Genomic DNA, 21,410 nt, shown 5'->3' with positions numbered 1-21,410 from the left:
TACCGGGGTCAGGGGCGGTGGACCCCGGCCGTGAACGACGCCCAGCTCTCGGGGGAGAAGAGCAGCGCGGGTCCCGCCGGGTCCTTGGAGTCGCGCACGGCGAGCAGTCCGGCACAGGGGCCGGCCGACGGCCGGGCGGTCTCGACGCAGTTGTTCGCTCCGGTGCTGTAGCTGCTGCGCAGCCACCGCACGTCGGACAGATCGGTACTGGCAGGGATGTTCCGGGAGAGTGCGGTCATGGAGCCTGTCATGGTGCCTCCTTACGCGCCTGCCGCGGTCGCGGCGATGAAGTCCAACGAGTCCTCGGGCGAAAGGGCATGGATCAGAAGGGCGTTGAAGGCCTCGGTGTAGGCCTCTAGGTCTTCTTTCCGTTCGAGATGCAGGCTACTCGTCAAGTGGTCGAGAACCACCACGTCCAGATCAGAAGTGCTCGAAAAAGAGAAGATTACGAAAGGGCCGGTGACACCGATGTGCGCCCCGGCGGCGAACGGCAGTACCTGGAGCCGGACATGGGGGAGGCGGGCGGCCTCGACCAGTCGCGCCAGCTGACGGGCCATGACGCCGGGTCCGCCCACCTCCCGGCGCAGCACCGCCTCGTCCAGGACCGCGCTCAGCCGGAGCGGCGGCTGCGCCCGCAGCACGTCCTGCCGGGCCAGCCGGACCTCCACCAGCGTGTCGAGGCGCTCCTCGGGCAGCCCGTCCGCCGCGGCGCGCGTCACCGCGCGGGCGTACTCCGGTGTCTGCAGGAGTCCGGGGACCACCGTGGTCTCCAGCGTGCGCATCGCGCTGGCCTGGGACTCCAGGCTGATGAAATCGCGGTAGGTCGGCGGCAGTACCCCTCGGTAGGCGTGCCACCAGTGGTTGCGGCCCCCCGAGTCGTCGGAGCCGGCCAGCATCACCAGCAGCTCCCGCAGCTGGTCGTCGGCCACGCCGTAGGCGTCCAGCAGTAACCGTACGTCGGCCGGTTTCGCCCCGCTCGTCCCGGTCTCGATCCGGCTGACCTTCGACTGGTGCCAGCCCACCAGCCGGGCCGCCTCGCCACTGGTGATCCCCGCCGACGTGCGCAGGGCGCGCAGTTCCGCGCCCAGCTTCCGACGGCGCACCACGGGGCCGTGCTGCATGGGCCACTCCTTTACTCCCTGTGAGTCGCCCAAATACGCTCTGCCGTCGCAGAGTTCACCGCTTCGAGCGACAGATATATGCATATCTTGGTGGATCGCCGCCCTTCACGAGCCTTGTGATGGCACTCTGGCGGCGAAGCACCAGTCCGGGACCGTACTCGAACCATCCGCTCCGTGTCCGGCTGCGGTCCCGTGGGAAAGGGACGACGTCGCCATGGCAGACCACCTGGAAGCATCCGTCACTCTGCCGAGCGAACCCGCCTCGGTGGCCGCAGCGCGTACCTATGTGGTCGGCACCCTGGCGGAGTGGGGTCTGCCGCCGGACACCGACCTGTCCGAAACCGTCCGGCTCATCGTCTCCGAGCTGACGACCAACGCGGTCCAGCACACGTTCGGGCAGTCACCCACCTTCACCGTGGGCCTCGTGCTCGACCGCGACGAGCGGCTGCGCATCGGCGTCACCGACAGCCATCCGCGGTTTCCCAAGCGCCTGCCCGCCGCCGTCCAGCAGGACAACGGCCGGGGCATGGTGATCATCCGCTGGCTGACGGCGGAATGCGGCGGCAAGCTGAGAGTGCGGCCCACCCGGGAGGGTGGCAAGACCATCTCCGTCGAATTTCCCTGGGCGCCACCGGGCGGCCCGGTGCCCGCCGAACCGGCGGCCACGGCCGTCGGACGGGCCGTGGGAAGGCAGGGGACCCAGCGGTGAGGCGCCGACGGCCCCCGGCGCACCGCATGCGGATACCGCGCACCCGAGGGGGTGACGGCGGGTCAGGGCACCGTCACCCCCTCGGGCGCGCTACTTGACCCGGCCGTACCAGACGCTGCCGGTCCAGATCTTCTGCAGACGCACCACGTCCCCGGTCTTCGGGGCGTGCCAGATCTTCCCCTTTCCGGCGTAGATGCCGACGTGGTAGACGCTCCGGCCCGAGTGGAAGAACACCAGGTCCCCGGTCTTGCGGTTCTTGGCGGAGATGTGACGGGTCTTGTTGTACTGCTGGGCGGCGGTGCGCGGCAGCTTCTTGCCGGCCTTCTTGAACGAATACAGGGTCAGCCCCGAGCAGTCGAACCTGCTTGGTCCGACGGCGCCCCATTTGTATGGCGCGCCCTTCTTGGAGGCAGCGATCTTGAGGGCCTTCGTCGCATGGCTCGCGGCGGCCGCCTCGGAGGCGACGCCGGGGACCACTACGGAACCGCCGACGGCGGCGAGGGTGAGGGCCGAGGCCGTACCGGCACGGGCCATCATCGACGGGACACGATTCAGCGCAGACATGCGCAACCCTTCGTCAGCCGCCTGTGAAGGATGACCTGTCGGATTCGGGCTGGCGAAGTTGCCCGGCCACACGAGTGCGGCTTCACCCCAAGGGCTGCTCGGCCCGGCGCGTCTCCCGCGGAGACGACCGTTCCGGCGACCCGTTGTGCTCGGGTCCTCCACTCCTGCCGATCCACTCCTGTCGACCGGTCGTCCGGGCGGCGGCAGGACTCGGCGTCCGCCCGGACCGCCCCGCCGCTGCGGCGGGGGCTTGTCGTCAGTCACGGATCTTGTCTCGCCCCATGGGAAAATCCCAACGGAACGTGCCCTTTGTGTTGTTACTCACCACTCACCCGTTCGGGTGGGCGGTGCTGCGTTCGAGTCATCGTCGAGTGCGTTGCGGACACCGGGACCAGCGGCGGAGTGACTCATTCCGCTGTTCGGGCGCGGGGATCGCGCAAGCCGGGCCGGCCGGAAATCCGAGGTGTTGCTACGCCGAAAGGGGGTACGCCTTTTGGTCCGTTTCGGCTCGTGGCGCCTCAGCTTTCGGAAAGCGGCGGCAGGCTGACGCGTGCCGTCCGCCGTTCACCGTCCAGTACGCGCAGCGCCCGGGTCAGGGTGGCGGCGTGCAGTTCCGTCTCGCCCCGCCGGTGCATCAGCGCCAGTGCGTCGCGCAGGGCGGTCGCCTTGGCGACCAGCGCCTGGGCCGCCCGCAGCCCACGGTAGGTGTCGCCGTCCCGTGCGGGGTTGATGCGGCCGAGCTGGTCGACGACGTCCAGGTACCGGTCGATCAGCTCGGCCTCCGCGCGGGTCAGGGCGGGCAGGGGCGGCAGCTCCGGTGGCAGCATCGGTGGGTCACCTCGCGCCGGGTGCCGCGGACGGGATCGTGCGGCCGGCCACGATGCGGTCGACCAGGCCGTACTCCAGGGCCTGTTGCGCGTCCATGACGGTGTCCCGCTCGATGTCCGCGCTCACCTGCTCCGGGCTGCGGCCCGTGTGCCGCGCGAGGATCTCCTCCAGGCGGGCGCGGACGCGGGTCAACTCGCCGGCCTGAATGGCCAGGTCGCTGGCCTGTCCCTCCACCGGGTCGGTGAGCGCGGGCTGACGGATGACCACTCGTGCGCCCGGCAGTACGGCGCGCTTGCCGGGCGTGCCCGCCGCCAGCAGCACCGCGGCGGACGTGCCGGCCTGTCCGAGGCAGGTCGTCTCCACATCGCAGGTGACATAGCGCATCGTGTCGTAGATCGCCGTCATCGCGGTGAAGGAGCCGCCGGGCGAGTTGATGTACAGCGCGATGTCCCGGTCCGGGGCCTGGTGTTCCAGGTGCATGAACTGCGCCATCACGTCGTTCGCCGAGGTCTCGTCGATCGGCGTCCCGAGGAAGACGATCCGCTCCTCCAGTAGTTTCGAGTACGGGTCCGTCGTCCGGCTCCCGGTACTCGTGCGCTCGGTGAACTCGGGCAGGACGTGACGGGCGGACGGTCGGGTCATGGCGGACCCCTCCTCGTGACGGAACGTCTTCGGCTGCACTACCTCTGTAAAAAATGTACAGGACGTACGTTACGAGGGCGGGGATGTCGCGGGAATCGGGCGTTCGCCGACGGCCGAAGCCGAGTGAAGCCGAGCAGCCGAAGCCGAGCGGCCGAGGGGCCGCATCGCCGAAGGGCCGAAGGGCGGCACGGCCGCGTTCATCCCCCGTTCGGCGGCTCGTGCAGACCGAAGGAGGAGCCCTGGTCGTCACGGCACAGTGCGAACCGCCCGAACCGGGCCACCGACTCCGCGCCCCCCTCGCCCTCCTCCTGCTCGCCGAGGTCCTCGACCGAGCCGCCCAGCTCCCGTACGCGGGCAACGGCGGCGTCCAGGTCGTCGACCCGGAAGAAGAGGTACGGAGAGGCCCCGGCGTCACCGCCGTGCAGACCACCCGGTACGCCGCCGGTGCCGATGGAGAACCCGCGTCCCCCGGGGCCGGCATCGAGGGCCCAGCCGAACAGGGTCCCGTAGAAGGCACGGCCGCGCTCTGGGTCGGCCACGCCGAGCTCGAAGAACGACGGTTCGCCGGTGGCGGGCGTGGTGGGTGTGCTGGGTGTGCTGGATGTCATGGAAACCTCCCGTGGGCCTGTGGCCTGTGGCCTGTGCCTGTGGCCTGTACTCGCCCCGTCTCCATCGTCCTCCCCGCCGAACGGCGGCGCAGCCGGCCGTCGCGAGGCGAACCGTAAGCTGGGGGCATGGCCTACGAGATTCCGGTGACGCAAGCCAGGGCTGAGCTCGCCGACCTGATCAACCGGGTGGTCTACGGTGGTGAACGCGTCGTCGTGACGCGCCACGGCAAGCCTCTCGTCGCCCTCGTCTCCGCCGCCGACCTCCAGCGTCTGGAGGAGGTCCCGGAGCCGCCGGGGGACCAGGTGATCACCTCGGTCACCGGTGTCCGCGACACTTCCGCCTCCACGCCCCGCGAGCCTCATCGGTTCGGCATCGCGGCGGAACACAGGGGGCCGAAGCCGGCCTAGGGCTAGGGGTGTCGTTCGGATCAGGGCCGGCCCCAGGCAACGGTGCCTCGCAACCGACGCCAACGCCGCAGTACGCGTGCCAGATCCCGCTATCCCGGCAAGGTCCGGACGACCGCTTCCGGGTCCTGTCGGCGGGCGGCCGGTGTCCTGCCCGGGGCCCGCGGGCGATCGTGCCTGTGGCTGCCTGCGGCTGCCGCGGGCTGCCGTCGAGCGGCCTCGGGGTCGTCTCCGTCGTAGCTGCGACCGAGGCGCTCGCCGCCGTTGCTTCGCAGGCCGGGGCCCGCGGTCGCCGGGCTGGGGGCTCGCTCACCGCGTCCCCGGGGGAGCGGCGGTCGGCGTTCGGCCGGAGCTCAGGCGGCCGGTGACGGCGAGGGTGCCGGAGTCCGGTCAGGCGTCGGTGCGTCGCCGTGCGTACGCTGGCGCAGCGCGCCGCCGAGCAGCACCGCGCCCAGGCCCAGCACCGCCCACCACGTGAGCGTGAGCGCGGGGCCGGTGGCCGCGGCGCCGTCGAAGAAGGACACCGAGCGCAGCAGTGAGCCGCCCGCGCCCGGCGGCAGCCACTGGCCGATCGCCCCGGCCGGCCGGGGCAGCATCTCCGGCGCCGAGGGTGCCGCCGAGAAGGGGTTGCCCAGCAGCATCATCAGCGCGCCGCCCAACGCGAGACCCGCGCGGCCGAGCAGTGCCGCCAGCCCGGCGACGCCCGCGCCCACGGCCAGGGTCGACAGTCCGAACACGCCGGCCACGGCCCACCAGTCACCGGTGACCACCCCGAGCCAGCTGTGCGCGATCGCCGCCGCGACCAGTCCCGTCAGCGCGGCGGCACCGACCAGCGCGACGACCGCGCGGACACCGCGCAGCCCCAGCAGGGACGCGACCGCGCCCGTCGCGATTCCGGCCAGCGCCAGCGGCAGCACACTCGCGCTCAGTGCCGCTCCGCGCGGATCCGTCTCGGGTGCGGGCGCCACGTCGACGACCTGGACCGGGGCCCCCGTCGCGGCGACCTGCCCGGTCATCGACTGGCGCAGCAACTGGGCGACGGCGGGGCTCGCCGCGGAGGCCGTGAGCAGCTTCGGGCCACCGTCGGCGGCGACCACCGCGCCGTACACGGACCGCTCCGCGATGGCGTCCCGGGCCTCGGCCTCGTCGGCGTAGCGGTGGATCTCGAAGGCGCCCTCGTGCTGGGTGAGCCGCTGCTCCACCTGTGCGATCGCGGTAGGCGGCCCCGCCACGCCGAGTGGCAGATCGCGGGGTGCCGTGCGGGCGGCCGGCCAGGCGAAGGCCCACAGTGCCAGCGCCACCAGCACGGGGACCAGGACGATCACGGCGATCACGCGACGGCTGTCCATGAGGGGCTCCTCAAAAAGAAGGATCGTTCGTTTTAGCTGTGCCACCACCGTGCGACCGCCTTGGCGTCCTTGTCAAGAAGGAACGTTCGTTTTAGATTGGGTGCCATGGCACGCGTATCGCAGGAACACCTCGACGCCCGCCGCCGGCAGATCCTCGACGGCGCCGCGCTCTGCTTCGCCCGCAACGGCTTCCATGCCACCTCCATGCAGGACGTCCTGAAGGAGGTCGACCTCTCGGCGGGCGCCGTCTACCGCTACTTCAGCGGCAAGGAGGAGCTGATCGAGGCCATCGTCACCGACGTGCTGGGCGCCATCCGCAGCGTGTACGAACGTGCCGCCGAGGAGAGCCCGCCGCCCATGCCCGACGAACTCATCGCCCGCGCCCTGGCGCACATGGCGCGGGAGCGGCCGGCGATGACGGACGGCGGCGAGTGGCTGTTCCCGCGGCTCATGATCCAGGCCTGGTCCGAGACGCTGCGCAACGACGCGCTCTCCGCCCTCCTCGCCGAGGGTTTCACCAAGGTGGCGGCGGCCTGGGCGAAGGTCGTGGTCCGCTACCAGGAAACCGGCATGATGCGCGACGACGTCGACCCGGACGCCGTGGCCCGGACACTGGTGGCCGTGGTGCAGGGCTTCGGAGCCCAGTACGCGCTGTTCGGCAGCTTTTCCCCGGAGGCCCTCCAGGCGGGGGTGCGGGGACTGTTGAGCATGCGAGAGGAAACCGACGGCATCGGTAATCAGTCGGTCAAGAAAGCGTGACGCGGCAGAAACACTCCAGCCCTAGTCTCCACCCCGATCCACCTGCGGTTTTCGAGCACAGGCGGGTACAACTCCGGCGCATTCATGTGTGTTACATCTAGAGCTGTCGCGGTGGACGCGGCAGCCGGACGTCCGGTCCCGGCGTCATGCCCTGTGAGGTGGTACGTGCAACTGACCCCGCACGAGCAGGAGAGACTGCTCATCCATGTGGCCGCGGACGTGGCCGAGAAGCGCCGCGCACGAGGCGTGAAGCTCAACCATCCGGAGGTGGTCGCCTTGATCACCTCGCACATCCTCGAAGGTGCCCGGGACGGCCGCACGGTCGGTGAACTCATGGCCTCCGGCCGCAAGCTGCTCCAGCGTGACGAGGTCATGGAGGGCGTCCCCGAGATGATCCACGACGTGCAGGTCGAGGCCACCTTCCCCGACGGCACCAAGCTGGTCACCGTCCACGATCCGGTCATCTGACGGGGCGGCGGTCATGATTCCAGGAGAGATCCTCTTCGCCGACGAGCCGGTCGCCTTCAACGAGGGGCGTGAAACCACCCGCCTGACCGTGCTCAACACCGCCGACCGGCCCGTCCAGGTCGGCTCCCACTACCACTTCGCCGAGGCCAACCCCGCTCTCGACCTGGACCGCGCCCTCGCCCACGGCAAGCGGCTCGACATCGCCGCCGGTACCGCCGTCCGGTTCGAGCCCGGCATCCCGGTCGACGTGCGGCTCGTCCCGCTCGCGGGAGCCCGCGTCGTCACGGGTCTGCGCGGCGCGACCGGAGGTGCCCTGGACGGCGGAGGTGCCCTCGATGGCTGAACTGTCCCGTCCCGCCTACGCCGACCTGTTCGGCCCGACCACCGGCGACCGCATCCGCCTCGCCGACACCGACCTCCTCGTCGAGATCGAGGAGGACCGTTCGGGCGGCCCCGGCCGCTCCGGCGACGAAGCGGTCTTCGGCGGCGGCAAGGTGCTGCGCGAGTCCATGGGCCAGTCCCGTGCCACCCGCGCCGACGGCGCCCCCGACACCGTCATCACCGGCGCCGTGATCATCGACCACTGGGGCGTGGTCAAGGCCGACATCGGCATCCGCGACGGCCGCGTCACCGGCATCGGCAAGTCCGGCAACCCGGACACCATGGACGGCGTCCACCCCGACCTCGTCATCGGCCCCGAAACCGAGGTCATCGCGGGCAACGGGAAGATCGTCACCGCGGGCGGCATCGACACCCACGTCCACTTCATCTCGCCGGTCGCCGTCGACGAGGCCCTCGCCTCCGGCATCACCACCCTCATCGGCGGCGGCACGGGCCCCGCCGAGGGCAGCAAGGCGACCACCGTCACCCCCGGTTCCTGGCACCTGGCGAGGATGTTCGCCGCCCTCGAGTCCAGCCCCGTCAACATCGGCTTCCTGGGCAAGGGCAGCACCATGTCCAAGCAGTCGATGCGCGACCAACTGCGCGCCGGCATCCTCGGTTTCAAGATTCACGAGGACTGGGGCGCCACCCCCGCCGTCATCTCCGCCTGCCTGGACGTGTGCGAGGAGTCCGGTGTCCAGCTCGCCGTCCACACCGACACCCTGAACGAGGCGGGATTCGTCGGCGACACCTTCGACGCCGTCGCGGGCCGAACCCTGCACGCCTTCCACGTGGAAGGCGCCGGCGGCGGCCATGCACCTGACATGATCACCGCGGTCTCGCTGCCCAACGTGCTGCCGGCGTCCACGAACCCGACCCGGCCGCACACCGTCAACACCGTCGAGGAACACCTCGACATGCTGATGGTCTGCCACCACCTGAACCCCGCCGTCCCCGAGGACCTGGCCTTCGCCGAGTCCCGTATCCGGCCCAGCACCATCGCGGCCGAGGACATCCTGCACGACATGGGGGCGATCTCCATCATGGCGTCGGACGCCCAGGCCATGGGCCGCGTCGGAGAGGTGATCCTGCGGACCTGGCAGACCGCGCACGTGATGAAGCGGCGCCGCGGTCACCTGCCGGGTGACACCCGCGCCGACAACCTGCGCGCCCGTCGCTACGTCGCCAAGTACACCATCAACCCTGCCGTCGCCCAGGGCATCGACCACGAGATCGGCTCCGTCGAGACCGGCAAGCTCGCCGACCTGGTGCTCTGGGACCCCCGCTTCTTCGGCGTGAAGCCGCAGGCCGTGCTCAAGGCCGGCCAGATCGCGTACGCGCAGATGGGCGACGCCAACGCCTCCATCCCCACCCCGCAGCCGGTACTGCCGCGCCCGATGTTCGGCGCGCACGGCACGGCGCCCGCCGCCAACTCGGTCGCCTTCGTGGCGGAGGCGGCCATCGAGGACGGGCTCCCGGAGCGCCTCGGTCTCGGGCGGGAGCTCGTGCCCATCCGGTCGACCCGCGGCCGCACCAAGGCCGACATGCGCCAGAACGACGCCCTGCCGCGCGTCGAGGTCGCCGCGGACTCCTTCGCGGTCACCATCGACGGCGAGCTCGTCGAACCCGCACCCGTCGCCGAACTGCCGCTCGCGCAGCGGTATTTCCTCTTCTGAGGGCCGACATGAGCCGCGCGACACTGCTCGTCCTCGCGGACGGCCGCTTCCCCGCCGGAGGGCACGCCCACTCCGGCGGGGCGGAGGCCGCCGTCCGGGCGGGACGCATCACCGACGCCGCGAGCCTGGAGGAGTTCTGCCGGGGGCGGCTGCACACGAGCGGGGCCGTCGCGGCATCCCTCGCGGCAGCCGCGGCCCTCGGCGCCGACCCCGGCGAGCTCGACCGGGCCGCGGACGCCCGCACCCCGTCACCCGCCCTGCGGGTGGCGGCACGCAGGCTCGGGCGGCAGCTGATGCGCGCCGCCCGAGCCACCTGGCCGCATCCCGAACTCGACGCGCTGGCACGACGGTTCCCCAAGGGCGCCCATCAGCCGGTCGTCCTCGGGCTTGCCGCCCGGGCGGCCGGGCTCGAGCCCCTCGACGCGGCGTACTGCTCCGCATACGAGGGGGTGAGCGGGCCGGCAACGGCCGTGGTACGGCTGCTCAGCCTCGACCCGTTCGACGCGACCGGCGTGCTCGCACGGATCGCGCCCGACCTCGACCGGGTGGCGCGGGACGCGGTGGACGCGGGACGGCTGGCCGTGACCGACGGGGTCGACGGGCTGCCCGCGCGGTCCGCGCCGTTGCTGGAGATCGGGGCGGAGGCGCATGCGGCCTGGCCTGTGCGGTTGTTCGCCTCGTAGGGGGATGCCCCGCCGCCCCTCCCCTTTCCCGGCCCCAGAGCTCCGCCCCTTCGACCCCGCCAGCGGGCTCAGCCCCCTGGACCCCGGTCGGCCTGAACGGCCTCGTCCTCAACTCCCCCAGAAGGGGTACCTCCCGGCGGGCTGACAGAGCCGGTCCCAGTTCCATGAGGAGTCGCAGCATGCATCTCGACCATCACCACGACCTCCCCGCCGTCTCCGCCGACGCCCACCGGCCCGACGGGCGCCGCCGTGCCCTGCGTGTCGGGCTCGGCGGGCCCGTCGGATCCGGGAAGACGGCGACCGTCGCCGCGCTGTGCCGGGCACTGCGGGAGGAGCTGTCCCTGGCCGTCGTCACCAACGACATCTACACCCGTGAGGACGCCGAGTTCCTGCTCCGGGAGGCCGTACTGCCGCCGGAGCGGATCAGTGCCGTCGAGACGGGAGCCTGTCCGCACACCGCGATCCGGGACGACATCTCCGCGAACCTCGAGGCCGTCGAGGACCTGGAGGACGAGGTCGGGCCGCTCGACCTGATCCTGGTGGAGTCCGGCGGGGACAACCTCACCGCCACCTTCTCCAAGGGGCTCGTCGACGCCCAGATCTTCGTCATCGACGTGGCCGGCGGGGACGACATCCCGCGCAAGGGCGGGCCCGGCGTCGCCACCGCCGACCTGCTGATCGTCAACAAGACCGACCTCGCCCCGCACGTCGGCTCGGACCTCGCGCGGATGGCGGCCGACGCGAAGGCACAGCGCGGCGAACTGCCCGTCGTCCTCCAGTCCCTGCGGAGCGAGGACGGCGTACGGGACGTCGCCGCCTGGGTGCGGTCCCGGCTCGCCGCATGGACGGCATGACCACGCCGGGCGGCGTGCGGGCGCGGGCGCGTATCGCCGCGCGCGGCGACGGACGCGGCGGCACCGCACTGCCCGTGCTGGAGGGGGAGGGGCCCCTCTCGGTTCGGCGGACCCGGGGGAGCGGGGCCGAGGCCCGGGTCATGCTGGTCGGCGCGATGAGCGGGCCGCTCGGCGGCGACCACTTCACGGTGGCCGCCGAGGCGGCCCGGGGCGCCCGGCTGCGGGTCGGCTCGGCCGCCGCCACCCTCGCCCTGCCGGGGCAGGCCAAGGCCGGGGCCCGCTACGACGTCGAGCTGACCGTCGGCGACGACGCCGAACTCCGCTGGCTGCCCGAGCAGCTGATCTCCGCGCACGGAAGTGACCTGCGCGTCACCACCCGCGTCGACCTGGCCGCCAAGGCCCGGCTCCTGCTGCGGGAGGAACAGGTACTCGGCCGGTCCGGCGAGGAACCGGGGCGGCTCACCAGTCGTCTGACGGTACGGATCGAGGGCCGCTGCGTACTCGACCAGGAACTGGCCTGCGGCCCCGGAGCCCCGGGCGGCTGGGACGGCCCCGCCGGCCTGGCGGGACACCGTGCCGTCGGTCAGCTCGTCGTCGTACGGCCGCACTTCGCGGTGGACCCACCGGCGGCGCGGACCATCGCCGAGGGCGTGGCGGTCATGCCGCTCGCCGGGCCCGCCGCGCTGGTGACGGCCGTCGCGCCGGACGCCCTGCGGCTCAGGCGGCTGCTGGACGAGGCGGCTGGGGCGCTGGGCTGAGTTCCCGACGACCGAACGCACCGCTCCGTTTATCGGATTGGCAAAGAAGTAGTGCCACCTCTGTTCTCGGCGAACGCACAGCCGCGAGGATCCCCGTACTTGTCGCAACCATGTACGGGGAGGGCCACTTGAGGAAGATCAGACTGGGGCGGAGGACGGCGGCGGTCGGCTCGGCCGGAGCGCTGGTCACCGCCACGCTGATGGCCGGCACCGTCGCGGCGCCCGCCGCGAGCGCCGCTCCGTCCACCGGCCAGGGCCAGGGACAGGGGCAGGGGCAGGGACAGGGACACGCGAAGGGCTGGGACCGCGAGGCCCGCGGCGCCACCATCGCCGCGGCCCGCGCCGCACGCGCCGGCGTCGCGTGGCAGGACTGCCCCGCCGACTGGAACCTGCCGAAGCCGATCCAGTGCGGCTACGTCACGGTGCCGCTCGACTACGCCAAGCCCTTCGGCAAGCAGATCGAGATAGCCGTCGACCGCATCGGCAACACCGGCACGAAGGCCGAGCGCCAGGGCGCGCTCATCTACAACCCCGGCGGCCCGGGCGGCTCCGGACTGCGCTTCCCGGCCCGCGTCACCGGAAAGAGCGCGGTCTGGGCCGACGCGGCCAAGGCCTACGACTTCGTCGGCTTCGACCCACGCGGCGTCGGCAAGTCCGCGCCCATCTCCTGCGTCGACCCGCGGGAGTTCGTCAAGGCACCCAAGATGGACCCCGTGCCCGGCCCCGAAGCCGACAAGCTCGCCCAGCGCAAGCTCGCCCGCGAGTACGCCGAAGGCTGCCATGAGCGCAGCGGCGAGATGCTCCCGCACATGACCACGCCGAACACCGCGCGCGACCTCGACGTCATCCGCGCCGCGCTCGGCGAGAAGAAGCTCAACTACCTCGGCGTCTCCTACGGAACCTACCTCGGTGCCGTCTACGGCACCCTCTTCCCCGGCCACGTGCGCCGGATGGTCGTCGACAGCGTCGTCAACCCGTCCCGCGACAAGATCTGGTACCAGGCCAACCTGGACCAGGACGTCGCCTTCGAGAAGCGCTGGAAGGACTGGCAGGACTGGGTCGCCGAGCACGACGCCACCTTCCACCTCGGCGACACCCGCGCCGAGGTCCAGGAGCAGTGGCTCGAGCTGCGCGCCACCGCGAAGAAGGAGCCGCTCGGCGGGGTCGTCGGCCCGGCCGAGCTGATCTCCTTCTTCCAGAGCGCCCCCTACTACGACTCCGCGTGGGCGCCGGTCGCGACGGTTTTCAGCAAGTACGTCGCCGGTGACACCCAGGCTCTCGTCGACGCCGCCGCCCCCGACCCGTCCGACACCGCGGGCAACGCCTCCGCGGAGAACGGCAACGCCGTCTACACCGCCGTGGAGTGCGCCGACGCCAAGTGGCCCACCGACTGGCGCACCTGGGACCGGGACAACACCCGGCTGCACCGCGACCACCCGTTCATGACCTGGGCCAACGCCTGGATGAACCTGCCGTGCGCCACCTGGCCGGTCAAGCAGCGGACCCCGGTGAACGTGAAGAGCGGCAAGGGCCTTCCGCCGGTGCTGATCGTCCAGTCCGAACGGGACGCGGCCACCCCCTACGAGGGCGCCCTCGAACTGCACCAGCGGTTCAAGGGGTCGCGTCTGATCACCGAGCGGGACGCCGGTTCGCACGGCGTCACCGGCCTGGTCAACCCCTGCGTCAACGACCGGGTGGACACCTACCTGCTCACCGGCGAGGTGGACGCCGAGGACGTGACCTGCGCCCCGCACGCCACGCCCAAGCCGTAACGACACCGGGTACGAGGAGGGGGCGGCCGGTCCGACCGGCCGCCCCCTCCGGCGTCCTCAACCCTCCCGCGCCGCCAGCCAGACGTCCTCCGCCGCGTAGTCGAAGAGGTCGCCGTACGCCTGGAACATCTTCGGGTAGGCCTCCCGCCAGTCCCGGCCGGCCAGCCGCTCCTCGATGAACGCGACCGTGTCCGGCAGGGTCTCGGCGTAGCGGGCGACCGGCCGGTAGCCCAACTGCCGCTCGGCCGCCGTCATGTCGCACACGACCGGCACGGGCACGGACCACGGTGTGTCGCCCACGGCGTCCGCGGGCGGCGGCCCGTCCACCAGTACGTCCTCCGCCTCCACGCCCATCACCGCGTCGATCGCGGCTGCGATCTGTGCCACCGTCGGCGCGTCCGGATCGACCGCGTTCAGGACGCGCGTACCCGGACGAGGGGCGGCCAGCCGGATCAGCTCGGCGACGTTGTGCACGCCGGCCGGGTGGAAGCGGCTGGCACCGCCGTACGCGAGGACGCGCCGGCGCCTGCCGTCGAGGTTGCGCTTGACGAAGTACAGCTCCCGAGGGGTCCGGCAGTACGGACCGTGGACCGCGCCCGCGCGCAGCAGTGTGACGGGCAACCGGTCGCCCGCCGCCAGGAGTTCCCGCTCCAGCGCCGCCTTGCGGGTGCTGTACGAGGTGTCGCCCGGGCGGACCGTGCGCTGCTCCTCGGTGACCGGCACCGGGTACTCGGGAAAGCCGCCGGGGTCGGCCTGGGTGTCGAAGTTGCGGCCCTTGTCGTCCTCGTAGACCGACACGCTGGAGATCACCACCGCCGAGCCGACCCGCCCGGCGAGCGAGACCAACTGCCGCGCGTGGTCCTCCCCGAAGGCCACCATGTCCACCAGGACGTCACAGCCGTCACCGACCGCCGCCGACAGGGCCGCTTCGTCCTCCCGGTCGGCCCGCACCACCCGGACGTCCTCGGGCCAGTCCCCGTCGCGCTCGCCGCTTCGCGAGACGGCCGTCACCTCCCAGCCGTCCCGGGCCAGCGCCGCCACCGCCACCCGTCCGATCTGTCCCGTCGCTCCGACCACCACAGCACGTGTCATACGGCGACCGTAGGCGCCCGCCCGGCCACCCGGCCACGCCCTTCTGCCGACAGCAGACAACGGGCCCCGACAGCAGACAACGGGCCCCGTCGGCGGGCGAGGAGCGGCCGGGGGCGGGCGACGGCCCCTAGCGGTGCGGCAGCCGGGGGAACCTCGGCCCCTTCGCGGCCTTCGCCGTCTCCTCGGCCTTCACGTCGGCCGCGTACCGGTCGACGTACTCCTGCCCGGACAGCGTCAGGACGGCGTACATGATCTCGTCGGTGACGGCGCGCAGCACGGCCTTCTCCCGTTCCAGCCCGGCGTAGCGGGAGAAGTCCAGGGGCTCGCCGAAGCGGATCACCACGGGGTGCAGCTTGGGGATCTTGCGGCCCGGCGGCTGCGCCTCGAAGGTGCCGATCATCGCGCAGGGCACGACCGGCACCCCGGCCCTGAGCGCCATCACCGCGACGCCGACCTTGCCTTTGTACAGCCGGCCGTCGTGCGATCGCGTGCCCTCCGGATAGATGCCGAGCAACTCGTCCTTGCCCAGCACCCCGAGCCCTTCGCGGATCGCGGCCTGACCGGCCTCCTTGCCGGAGCGGTCGACGGGGATCTGCCCGGCACTGCGGAAGAAGAACGCGGTCAGCCGGCCCTTGAGGCCCGGGCCGGTGAAGTACTCGGCCTTGGCGAGGAAGGTGATCCGGCGCCTGAGCACCGCCGGCATCAGGAAGTGGTCCGCGAAGGAGAGGTGATTGCCCGCGACGATGGCCGCGCCCGATGCCGGCACGTGGTCCAGGCCCTCGATGCGGGGACGGAAGACGACTCTCAGCAGCGGGCCCAGCAGCACGTACTTGAGCACGTAGTAGAACACGGTGTGTCTCCCGCTCTCCCGGTAGGCAAGGCACGGCTCCGTGTCGGACGTCCGCGTCCGGTGATCGATCGTAGCCCGGACCGTGCCGGTCCGGCCGGGGCCGGTCCGGCCGCTCTTCGGCTCGACCCGGCCGGCGCGGTGGCGTTCTGCCGGGCGGTGGGGTGCGGGCCGGCCCCACCGCCCCCGCCCCGCGTGATCAGAACTTCGGCGTGGGGGCCTGCGACTCGACCAACTCCGCCGCCTCCTCCTGGGTCTGCACCGAGGGAGGGGAGCCCTCAAGGGGCTGCTGGGCCGTCTCCTTCATGCAGGCCACCGCCACGACACCGACCAGGGCCGCGGCCATCGCATAGTAGGCGGGCATCATGTCGGAGCCGGTCACGCTGATCAGGGCGGTGATGACCAGCGGCGTGGTGCCGCCGAACAGCGACGCCGAGAGGTTGTAGCCGACCGAGAGGGACCCGTACCGGACGTTGGTCGGGAACATCGCCGGGAGTGCCGCCGACATCGTGCCGAGCAGGCAGACCAGGGAGAGACCGAGCATCAGCATGCCGGCCGAGACGGCGAGCAGACTGCCGTCCTGCACCAGCACGAAGGCCGGGGCGGACAGGACGAAGAAGCCGACCATGCCCGTCATGAGGAGGGGCTTGCGGCCGAAGTGGTCGGACAGGCGGCCGACCTGGTTGATGATCAGCATCAGCAGCACCATGGTGGCCACCAGGATCATCAGGCCGTGGCTCTCGCTGTAGTGCAGCTCGTCCGACAGGTACGTCGGCATGTACGACAGCAGCATGTAGTCGGTGATGTTGTACGCGCCGACGAGCGCGATGCACAGCACCAGCGAGCGCCAGTGCGTGCGGAAGATCTTGGCGAGGTCGCCCCGGGCGGTGGTCTCCACCGCGGTCGCCGCCTCCGAGATGTGGACGTTGGATTCCTCCAGCTTCAGGAACGCGGGCGTGTCGTCCAGCCTCAGCCGCAGATAGATACCGACGATGCCGAGCGGCGCCGCGACCAGGAACGGGATGCGCCAGCCCCAGGCGTCCATGGCGTCGCTGCCGAGCCAGGCCGTGAGGCCGGTGACCAGACTCGCGGCGCCGGTGTACCCGGCCAGCGTGCCCAGCTCCAGGAAGCTGCCGAAGAAGCCGCGCCGCTTGTCGGGCGCGTACTCGGCGATGAACGTGGAGGCACCACCGTACTCGCCGCCGGTCGAGAAGCCCTGGAGCAGGCGGAACAGGATCAGCAGGACGGGGGCCCAGAAGCCGATGGCGTCGTAGCTGGGGATGAGCCCGATGGCGGCGGTGCCGATCGCCATGAGGATCATCGTCAGCGCGAGCACCTTCTTGCGGCCGACCTTGTCACCCATCGGACCGAAGACCATGCCGCCGAGCGGGCGCACCAGGAACGCCACGGCGAACGTGGCGAACGAGGACAGCAGCTGCGCGGTGTCGCTCCCGGACGGGAAGAACACGCGGCCGATGGTGCCGGCCAGATAGGCGTAGATGCCGAAGTCGAACCACTCCATGGCATTGCCCAGAGAGGCGGCCTTCACCGCTCTCTTGACCGCGGCCTCGTCCGTGACAGTGATGTCCGACCGGCGCAGCCGGGGGTTCTGCCGACGCCTGACCGCCCGGAACAGGGCCGGGTGGCGGCGGATCGCCGTGGGGTCGGATTCTTGGCCGTTCTCGTTGGGGGACGTGGCGGCCTCCCTTTCCACGCGCAGGCGCTCCTGGCGGAGTGCTGCTCGGTCTTACGTTTCTCGGGTCGTACCGTTCCCCCGATCATGCTGGGTATGGTCGTGACTTCAGTCATGTGGTTGAGCTGATGAGGTGAGCGGCGCGGCGAGCGGGCCCGGTGGGTACGCTTCGCCCATGCGCATCTCCGTCTCCTCCGACATGGACGAACCCGTCGCCCGCCTCCTCGTCGACGAACTGCGCGAACGCGGCCACGAGGTGCTGGCCCACGGCGCGCTGCGGCCCGGCGCGGACCCGCGGTGGGCGGTGTGCTCGGAACGGGCGGCGCGTGAGGTCGCCGACGGCAGCGCCGACCAGGCGGTGGTCTGCTGCTGGACCGGCACCGGCGCGTCGATCGCCGCGAACAAGGTGCCGGGCGTGCGGGCGGCCCTGTGCGCCGACGCGTACACGGCGGACGGGGCCCGCCGCTGGAACGACGCCAACGTACTCGCGCTCAGTCTGCGGCTGACGTCGGCGCCGCTGCTGCGGGAGATCCTCGACGCCTGGTTCGCGGGCGCGCCCGGCGAGGACGCCGAGGACCGCGACAACGTGACACACGTGGAGCGGCTCGACCGGGGCCGAGCCGCTCCGTGACAGCACCTCGGGACGGGGTCAGGACGTCAGGACCTTCTCCAGCGTCCTCAGCGCCCCTTCCAGCTCCTCACCGGTGACGGTCAGCGGCGGCGCCAGGCGGATCGTGGAGCCGTGCGTGTCCTTGACGAGGATGCCCTCGCGCATCAGGCGTTCGCTGATCTCGCGCCCGGTGCCGAGCGCCGGGTCCACGTCGACGCCCGCCCACAGCCCGCGCGCGCGGAAGCCGACGACGCCCCTGCCGACCAGGGCGGTGAGGCCCTCGCGCAGCACCGTGCCCAGCTCGGTCGCCCGGCGCTGGAAGTCGCCCGTCTCCAGCAGCTCCACCACCGCCGTGCCGACCGCGGCCGCCAGCGGATTGCCGCCGAACGTCGAACCGTGCTCGCCCGGATGCAGCACACCGAGCACCTCCCGGCTGCCGACCACCGCCGACACCGGCACGATGCCGCCGCCCAGCGCCTTGCCGAGCAGCACCACGTCCGGCACCACCGACTCGTGCTCGACGGCGAGGGTGCGCCCCGTGCGGCCGAGACCCGACTGGATCTCGTCCGCGATGAACAGGCACCCGGCCCGGCGGGTCAGCTCCCGCACGCCGGCCAGATAGCCGTCGTCCGGGATCAGCACCCCCGCCTCGCCCTGGATCGGTTCGATCAGCACGGCCGCCGTCGTCTCGTCGACGGCCGCCTCCATGGCCGCCAGGTCGTTGTACGGGACGACCCGGAAGCCGGGGGTGAAGGGGCCGAAGCCCGAGCGGGCCGTCTCGTCCGTGGAGAAGCTCACGATCGTCGTCGTACGGCCGTGGAAGTTGTCCGCCGCGACCACGATCGTGGCCCGGTCGGCCGGGACGCCCTTCACGTCGTAGGCCCACTTGCGGGCCACCTTGACGCCGCTCTCCACCGCCTCGGCGCCGGTGTTCATCGGCAGCACCATGTCCGTGCCGGTCAGCGCGGCCAGCCGCTCGGCGAAGGACGCGAGCCGGTCGTTGTGGAAGGCGCGCGAGGTCAGCGTGAGCCGGTCCAGCTGGCGGTGGGCGGCCTCGGTCAGCGCCGGGTGGCGGTGGCCGAAGTTGAGCGCCGAGTAGCCGGCCAGCATGTCCAGGTAGCGGCGGCCCTCCACGTCCTCGACCCAGGCGCCCTCGGCACGGGCCACGACGACGGGCAGCGGGTGGTAGTTGTGCGCGAGGACGGGCTCCTCCGCGCGGATGAGCTCCTCGGAGCCGCGGGGGCGGGCGGGTGCGGTCATGAGCGGGTCTCCCGGATCTCCTGGGTGCAGCACTTGATGCCGCCGCCGGCCTTGTGGAACTCGGACAGGTCGACGGGGACGGGGACGTAGCCGAGGCCGGCGAGCTGATCGGCGAGTCCCCGGGCCCCGGGCGAGATGAACACGTGGCGTCCGTCGGAGACGGAGTTCAGCCCGAACGCCATGGCGTCCTCGCGGGTGGCGATCACCGCGTCCGGGTAGAGCCGCTCGAGCACTTCACGGCTGCCGGGCGAGAAGGCCCCGGGGTAGTAGGCGATGTTCCCGTCGCCCCGGTCGTCCCCGGCGTCGAGCACGAACAGGGCCGTGTCCAGATGGTAGAAGTACGGGTCCACGAGCGTCAGCGAGATCACCGGCACGCCGAAGAACTCCTGCACCTCGCGGTGCGCCTCACGGGTCGTGCGGAACCCCGTGCCGGCCAGGATCCAGCGGCCGGCCGGGACCAGGTCGCCCTCGCCCTCGCAGACCGCCTCGGGATGGTGCACCTCGAAGCCCTCCGTCTTGAACCACGCCTCGTACGGGACGGACTCGGGACGGCGCTCGGGTGCGTGGAAGTGGGAGCCGAAGACCCGGCCCCCGACGACGACCGCGCAGTTCGCGGCGAAGACCATGTCGGGCAGGCCCGGGACCGGCCCGACGGCGTCGACGGTGTGGCCGTGGGTCCGGTAGGCGTCGACCAGCGCCTGCCACTGGTCTAGGGCGCGGATGACGTCGGCCGGTCGGCCGGTGCTCATCCACGGGTTGATCGCGTACTGCACGGCGAAGTGTCTGGGTTCGCAGACCAGGAAGCGCCGCCGGCGCGGCACACGTGATTCGGGCACAGAGGGGTTCCTCCGCTTCCTTACGGGTTGTGACTGAGGGATGACACCACGGTAGAAAGCGAAGGAGACGGACGACAAGCGACAGGAGCTGCGTGTTGGCGCAGGAACGCTGCGTCCTGAGCCAGGTCAGCGCACGTCTGCTGCGCCCCCGGCCCGGTCCGGTGCCCCGCCCTCGGGTGCCGGGTGGCTCGCGCCTGCCTCCGGAGCGTCCTGGATCAGATGGGACAGCACCATGACGCTGATCGTCTTCCGGATGAACGGTTCGGCCCGGATCCGCTCCAGCACCTCCTCGAAGTGCTCCACGTCCCGCGCCCGCACGTGCAGCAACGCGTCCGCCCCGCCGGTCACCGTCATCGCCGCCGTGATCTCCGGGTAGCCGCGCGCGACCTGAGCCAGCCGCCTCGGCGGGGCCGCCCCCTCGCAGTACACCTCCACGTACGCCTCGGTGCGCCAGCCCAGCGCGGAGGGCCGCACCGTCGCCGTGAACCCGGTGATCACTCCGGTCTCGCGCAGCCGGTCCACCCGGCGCTTGACCGCCGTCGAGGACAGCCCGACCTCCGCGCCGATCTCGGCGAAGGACGTCCTGGCGTTCGCCATCAGGGCGGTGACGATCTTCCGGTCGAGTTCGTCGAACGGGGTGGGCCTGCTGTTCATGCGGGCACTGTATCCAGCGGATACGTCGTCGTCGGGCACGTGTGCAGGCGCACGGATTACTCCTACACTCCACCTTCATGCTGCGCGCCCTGGCTGTCGACGACGAACGCCCCACACTCGAGGAACTCGTGTACCTGCTGAACGCCGATCCCCGCATCGGCACGGCGGAGGGCGCGGGCGACGCGACCGGGGCGCTGCGCCGCATCAACCGGGCCCTGGAGTCGGGCCCCGACGGGCCGGACGCCATCGACGTCGTCTTCCTCGACATCCAGATGCCCGGTCTGGACGGACTCGACCTCGCCCGGCTGCTGAACGGGTTCGCCCGGCCCCCGCTGGTCGTGTTCGTCACCGCGCACGAGGACTTCGCCGTCCAGGCCTTCGACCTCAAGGCCGTCGACTACGTCCTCAAACCCGTCCGCAGGGAACGGCTCGCCGAGGCGGTCCGCCGCGCCGTCGAACGCCGCGGCACCGCGACCACCCCGGCCCCGCGCATACCCGTGCACGAACCCGACCCCGACCACATCACCGTGGAACTCGGCGGCGTCACCCGCTTCGTCCCCGTCGACGAGATCACCCACGTCGAGGCCCAGGGCGACTACGCCCGCCTGCACACCGACCGGGGCAGCCACCTCGTCCGCATCCCCCTGTCCACCCTGGAGGAGCGCTGGCGCGCCCGCGGCTTCGTCCGCATCCACCGCCGGCACCTCGTCGCCCTGCGCCACATCGGCGAACTCCGTCTGGACGCCGGTACCGTCAGCGTCCTGGTCGGCGCCGAGGAACTCCAGGTCAGCCGGCGCCACGCCCGCGAACTGCGGGACCTGCTCATGCGGAGGCCGTGAGC

25 protein-coding genes and 1 riboswitch are annotated in these 21,410 nt (G+C 71.8%); of the genes, 12 read left to right on the top strand and 13 right to left on the bottom strand.

Features of this window, described 5'->3' with window-relative positions:
• Positions 1 to 8: 8 nt before the first annotated feature.
• Together ACZ4V1_RS09520 and ACZ4V1_RS09515 are read right to left on the bottom strand one after the other, a co-directional pair.
• Positions 9 to 239 carry a DUF397 domain-containing protein gene (locus ACZ4V1_RS09520; RefSeq protein WP_468332324.1) on the bottom strand — a complete coding sequence of 77 codons (231 nt, stop codon included), beginning with the start codon at positions 237 to 239 and terminating at the stop codon, positions 9 to 11.
• A gap of 21 nt (positions 240 to 260) precedes the next feature.
• Positions 261 to 1,121, bottom strand: coding sequence for a helix-turn-helix domain-containing protein (locus ACZ4V1_RS09515; protein WP_468331927.1), 861 nt, complete (start codon positions 1,119 to 1,121; stop codon positions 261 to 263).
• A 214-nt stretch (positions 1,122 to 1,335) separates the two neighbouring features.
• On the opposite strand from ACZ4V1_RS09515, the gene ACZ4V1_RS09510 reads away from it, so the two are divergent.
• On the top strand, positions 1,336 to 1,830 hold the full coding sequence (locus tag ACZ4V1_RS09510) for an ATP-binding protein (protein WP_468331924.1): 495 nt from the start codon (positions 1,336 to 1,338) through the stop codon (positions 1,828 to 1,830).
• 90 nt (positions 1,831 to 1,920) lie between these two features.
• Here ACZ4V1_RS09510 and ACZ4V1_RS09505 read toward each other — a convergent pair whose 3' ends face one another.
• From ACZ4V1_RS09505 to ACZ4V1_RS09490, 4 genes are all read right to left on the bottom strand, one after another.
• Entirely contained in the window at positions 1,921 to 2,394 is a 474-nt protein-coding gene (locus ACZ4V1_RS09505; protein WP_468331922.1) for a C40 family peptidase, read from the bottom strand.
• A gap of 3 nt (positions 2,395 to 2,397) precedes the next feature.
• Positions 2,398 to 2,542, bottom strand: a riboswitch (cyclic di-AMP (ydaO/yuaA leader).
• A 370-nt stretch (positions 2,543 to 2,912) separates the two neighbouring features.
• Positions 2,913 to 3,221: a hypothetical protein gene (locus ACZ4V1_RS09500; RefSeq protein ID WP_468331919.1), complete on the bottom strand. Its 309-nt coding sequence runs from the start codon at positions 3,219 to 3,221 to the stop codon at positions 2,913 to 2,915.
• A gap of 7 nt (positions 3,222 to 3,228) precedes the next feature.
• Positions 3,229 to 3,864, bottom strand: a complete 636-nt coding sequence (locus ACZ4V1_RS09495) for an ATP-dependent Clp protease proteolytic subunit (RefSeq protein ID WP_468331916.1) — start codon at positions 3,862 to 3,864, stop codon at positions 3,229 to 3,231.
• A 197-nt stretch (positions 3,865 to 4,061) separates the two neighbouring features.
• A complete protein-coding gene (locus ACZ4V1_RS09490; RefSeq protein ID WP_468331913.1) occupies positions 4,062 to 4,472 on the bottom strand; it encodes a VOC family protein in 411 nt (136 codons plus the stop codon).
• 126 nt (positions 4,473 to 4,598) lie between these two features.
• Between ACZ4V1_RS09490 and ACZ4V1_RS09485 the strand changes: the two genes are divergently transcribed.
• Entirely contained in the window at positions 4,599 to 4,880 is a 282-nt protein-coding gene (locus ACZ4V1_RS09485) for a type II toxin-antitoxin system Phd/YefM family antitoxin (RefSeq protein ID WP_468331911.1), read from the top strand.
• A gap of 350 nt (positions 4,881 to 5,230) precedes the next feature.
• On the opposite strand, the gene ACZ4V1_RS09480 is transcribed toward ACZ4V1_RS09485, so the two are convergent.
• Positions 5,231 to 6,226 (bottom strand): ABC transporter permease, encoded by a 996-nt coding sequence (locus ACZ4V1_RS09480; RefSeq protein ID WP_468331908.1) that lies wholly within the window; start codon positions 6,224 to 6,226, stop codon positions 5,231 to 5,233.
• Between the two features lie 105 nt (positions 6,227 to 6,331).
• On the opposite strand from ACZ4V1_RS09480, the gene ACZ4V1_RS09475 reads away from it, so the two are divergent.
• From ACZ4V1_RS09475 to ACZ4V1_RS09440, 8 genes are all read left to right on the top strand, one after another.
• Entirely contained in the window at positions 6,332 to 6,985 is a 654-nt protein-coding gene (locus ACZ4V1_RS09475) for a TetR/AcrR family transcriptional regulator (protein WP_468331905.1), read from the top strand.
• Positions 6,986 to 7,150: 165 nt separating this feature from the next.
• A complete protein-coding gene (locus ACZ4V1_RS09470; protein WP_468331902.1) occupies positions 7,151 to 7,453 on the top strand; it encodes an urease subunit gamma in 303 nt (100 codons plus the stop codon).
• Between the two features lie 13 nt (positions 7,454 to 7,466).
• Positions 7,467 to 7,796, top strand: coding sequence for an urease subunit beta (locus ACZ4V1_RS09465; RefSeq protein WP_468331899.1), 330 nt, complete (start codon positions 7,467 to 7,469; stop codon positions 7,794 to 7,796).
• The gene (locus ACZ4V1_RS09460) at positions 7,789 to 9,510 is read left to right on the top strand and encodes an urease subunit alpha (RefSeq protein ID WP_468331896.1); all 1,722 of its coding nucleotides are present in this window, start codon (positions 7,789 to 7,791) and stop codon (positions 9,508 to 9,510) included. The genes ACZ4V1_RS09465 and ACZ4V1_RS09460 overlap by 8 nt, the downstream gene beginning before the upstream one ends.
• A gap of 8 nt (positions 9,511 to 9,518) precedes the next feature.
• Positions 9,519 to 10,193: an urease accessory protein UreF gene (locus tag ACZ4V1_RS09455; protein ID WP_468331893.1), complete on the top strand. Its 675-nt coding sequence runs from the start codon at positions 9,519 to 9,521 to the stop codon at positions 10,191 to 10,193.
• Between the two features lie 179 nt (positions 10,194 to 10,372).
• A complete protein-coding gene (ureG, locus tag ACZ4V1_RS09450; RefSeq protein ID WP_468331890.1) occupies positions 10,373 to 11,047 on the top strand; it encodes an urease accessory protein UreG in 675 nt (224 codons plus the stop codon).
• Complete coding sequence (locus ACZ4V1_RS09445; protein WP_468331888.1) at positions 11,035 to 11,805, top strand: urease accessory protein UreD; 771 nt, start codon at positions 11,035 to 11,037, stop codon at positions 11,803 to 11,805. Before ureG ends, ACZ4V1_RS09445 begins: the two co-directional genes overlap by 13 nt.
• A 110-nt stretch (positions 11,806 to 11,915) precedes the next feature.
• Entirely contained in the window at positions 11,916 to 13,577 is a 1,662-nt protein-coding gene (locus ACZ4V1_RS09440; RefSeq protein WP_468331885.1) for an alpha/beta hydrolase, read from the top strand.
• A 57-nt stretch (positions 13,578 to 13,634) separates the two neighbouring features.
• Here ACZ4V1_RS09440 and ACZ4V1_RS09435 read toward each other — a convergent pair whose 3' ends face one another.
• The 3 genes from ACZ4V1_RS09435 to proP form a co-directional block, all read right to left on the bottom strand.
• Positions 13,635 to 14,669 carry an NAD-dependent epimerase/dehydratase family protein gene (locus tag ACZ4V1_RS09435; RefSeq protein WP_468331882.1) on the bottom strand — a complete coding sequence of 345 codons (1,035 nt, stop codon included), beginning with the start codon at positions 14,667 to 14,669 and terminating at the stop codon, positions 13,635 to 13,637.
• A 127-nt stretch (positions 14,670 to 14,796) separates the two neighbouring features.
• On the bottom strand, positions 14,797 to 15,519 hold the full coding sequence (locus tag ACZ4V1_RS09430) for a lysophospholipid acyltransferase family protein (protein WP_468331879.1): 723 nt from the start codon (positions 15,517 to 15,519) through the stop codon (positions 14,797 to 14,799).
• A 196-nt stretch (positions 15,520 to 15,715) separates the two neighbouring features.
• Positions 15,716 to 17,230 carry a glycine betaine/L-proline transporter ProP gene (gene proP, locus ACZ4V1_RS09425; protein WP_468331876.1) on the bottom strand — a complete coding sequence of 505 codons (1,515 nt, stop codon included), beginning with the start codon at positions 17,228 to 17,230 and terminating at the stop codon, positions 15,716 to 15,718.
• A 154-nt stretch (positions 17,231 to 17,384) separates the two neighbouring features.
• Between proP and ACZ4V1_RS09420 the strand changes: the two genes are divergently transcribed.
• Positions 17,385 to 17,840 (top strand): RpiB/LacA/LacB family sugar-phosphate isomerase, encoded by a 456-nt coding sequence (locus ACZ4V1_RS09420; protein ID WP_468331873.1) that lies wholly within the window; start codon positions 17,385 to 17,387, stop codon positions 17,838 to 17,840.
• 18 nt (positions 17,841 to 17,858) lie between these two features.
• On the opposite strand, the gene rocD is transcribed toward ACZ4V1_RS09420, so the two are convergent.
• The 3 genes from rocD to ACZ4V1_RS09405 form a co-directional block, all read right to left on the bottom strand.
• Positions 17,859 to 19,079: an ornithine--oxo-acid transaminase gene (gene rocD / locus ACZ4V1_RS09415; protein ID WP_468331870.1), complete on the bottom strand. Its 1,221-nt coding sequence runs from the start codon at positions 19,077 to 19,079 to the stop codon at positions 17,859 to 17,861.
• Complete coding sequence (gene ddaH, locus ACZ4V1_RS09410) at positions 19,076 to 19,915, bottom strand: dimethylargininase (protein WP_468331867.1); 840 nt, start codon at positions 19,913 to 19,915, stop codon at positions 19,076 to 19,078. The genes rocD and ddaH overlap by 4 nt, the downstream gene beginning before the upstream one ends.
• 126 nt (positions 19,916 to 20,041) lie before the next feature.
• A complete protein-coding gene (locus ACZ4V1_RS09405) occupies positions 20,042 to 20,569 on the bottom strand; it encodes an Lrp/AsnC family transcriptional regulator (protein ID WP_468331864.1) in 528 nt (175 codons plus the stop codon).
• A gap of 77 nt (positions 20,570 to 20,646) precedes the next feature.
• Between ACZ4V1_RS09405 and ACZ4V1_RS09400 the strand changes: the two genes are divergently transcribed.
• Entirely contained in the window at positions 20,647 to 21,408 is a 762-nt protein-coding gene (locus tag ACZ4V1_RS09400) for a LytR/AlgR family response regulator transcription factor (protein ID WP_468331861.1), read from the top strand.
• Positions 21,409 to 21,410: the final 2 nt, after the last annotated feature.

Source organism: Streptomyces sp. NPDC028991, assembly GCF_055564775.1.
The sequence above is the reverse complement of the archived record's forward strand: the minus strand, read 5'-3'. Positions and strand labels throughout refer to the sequence as shown.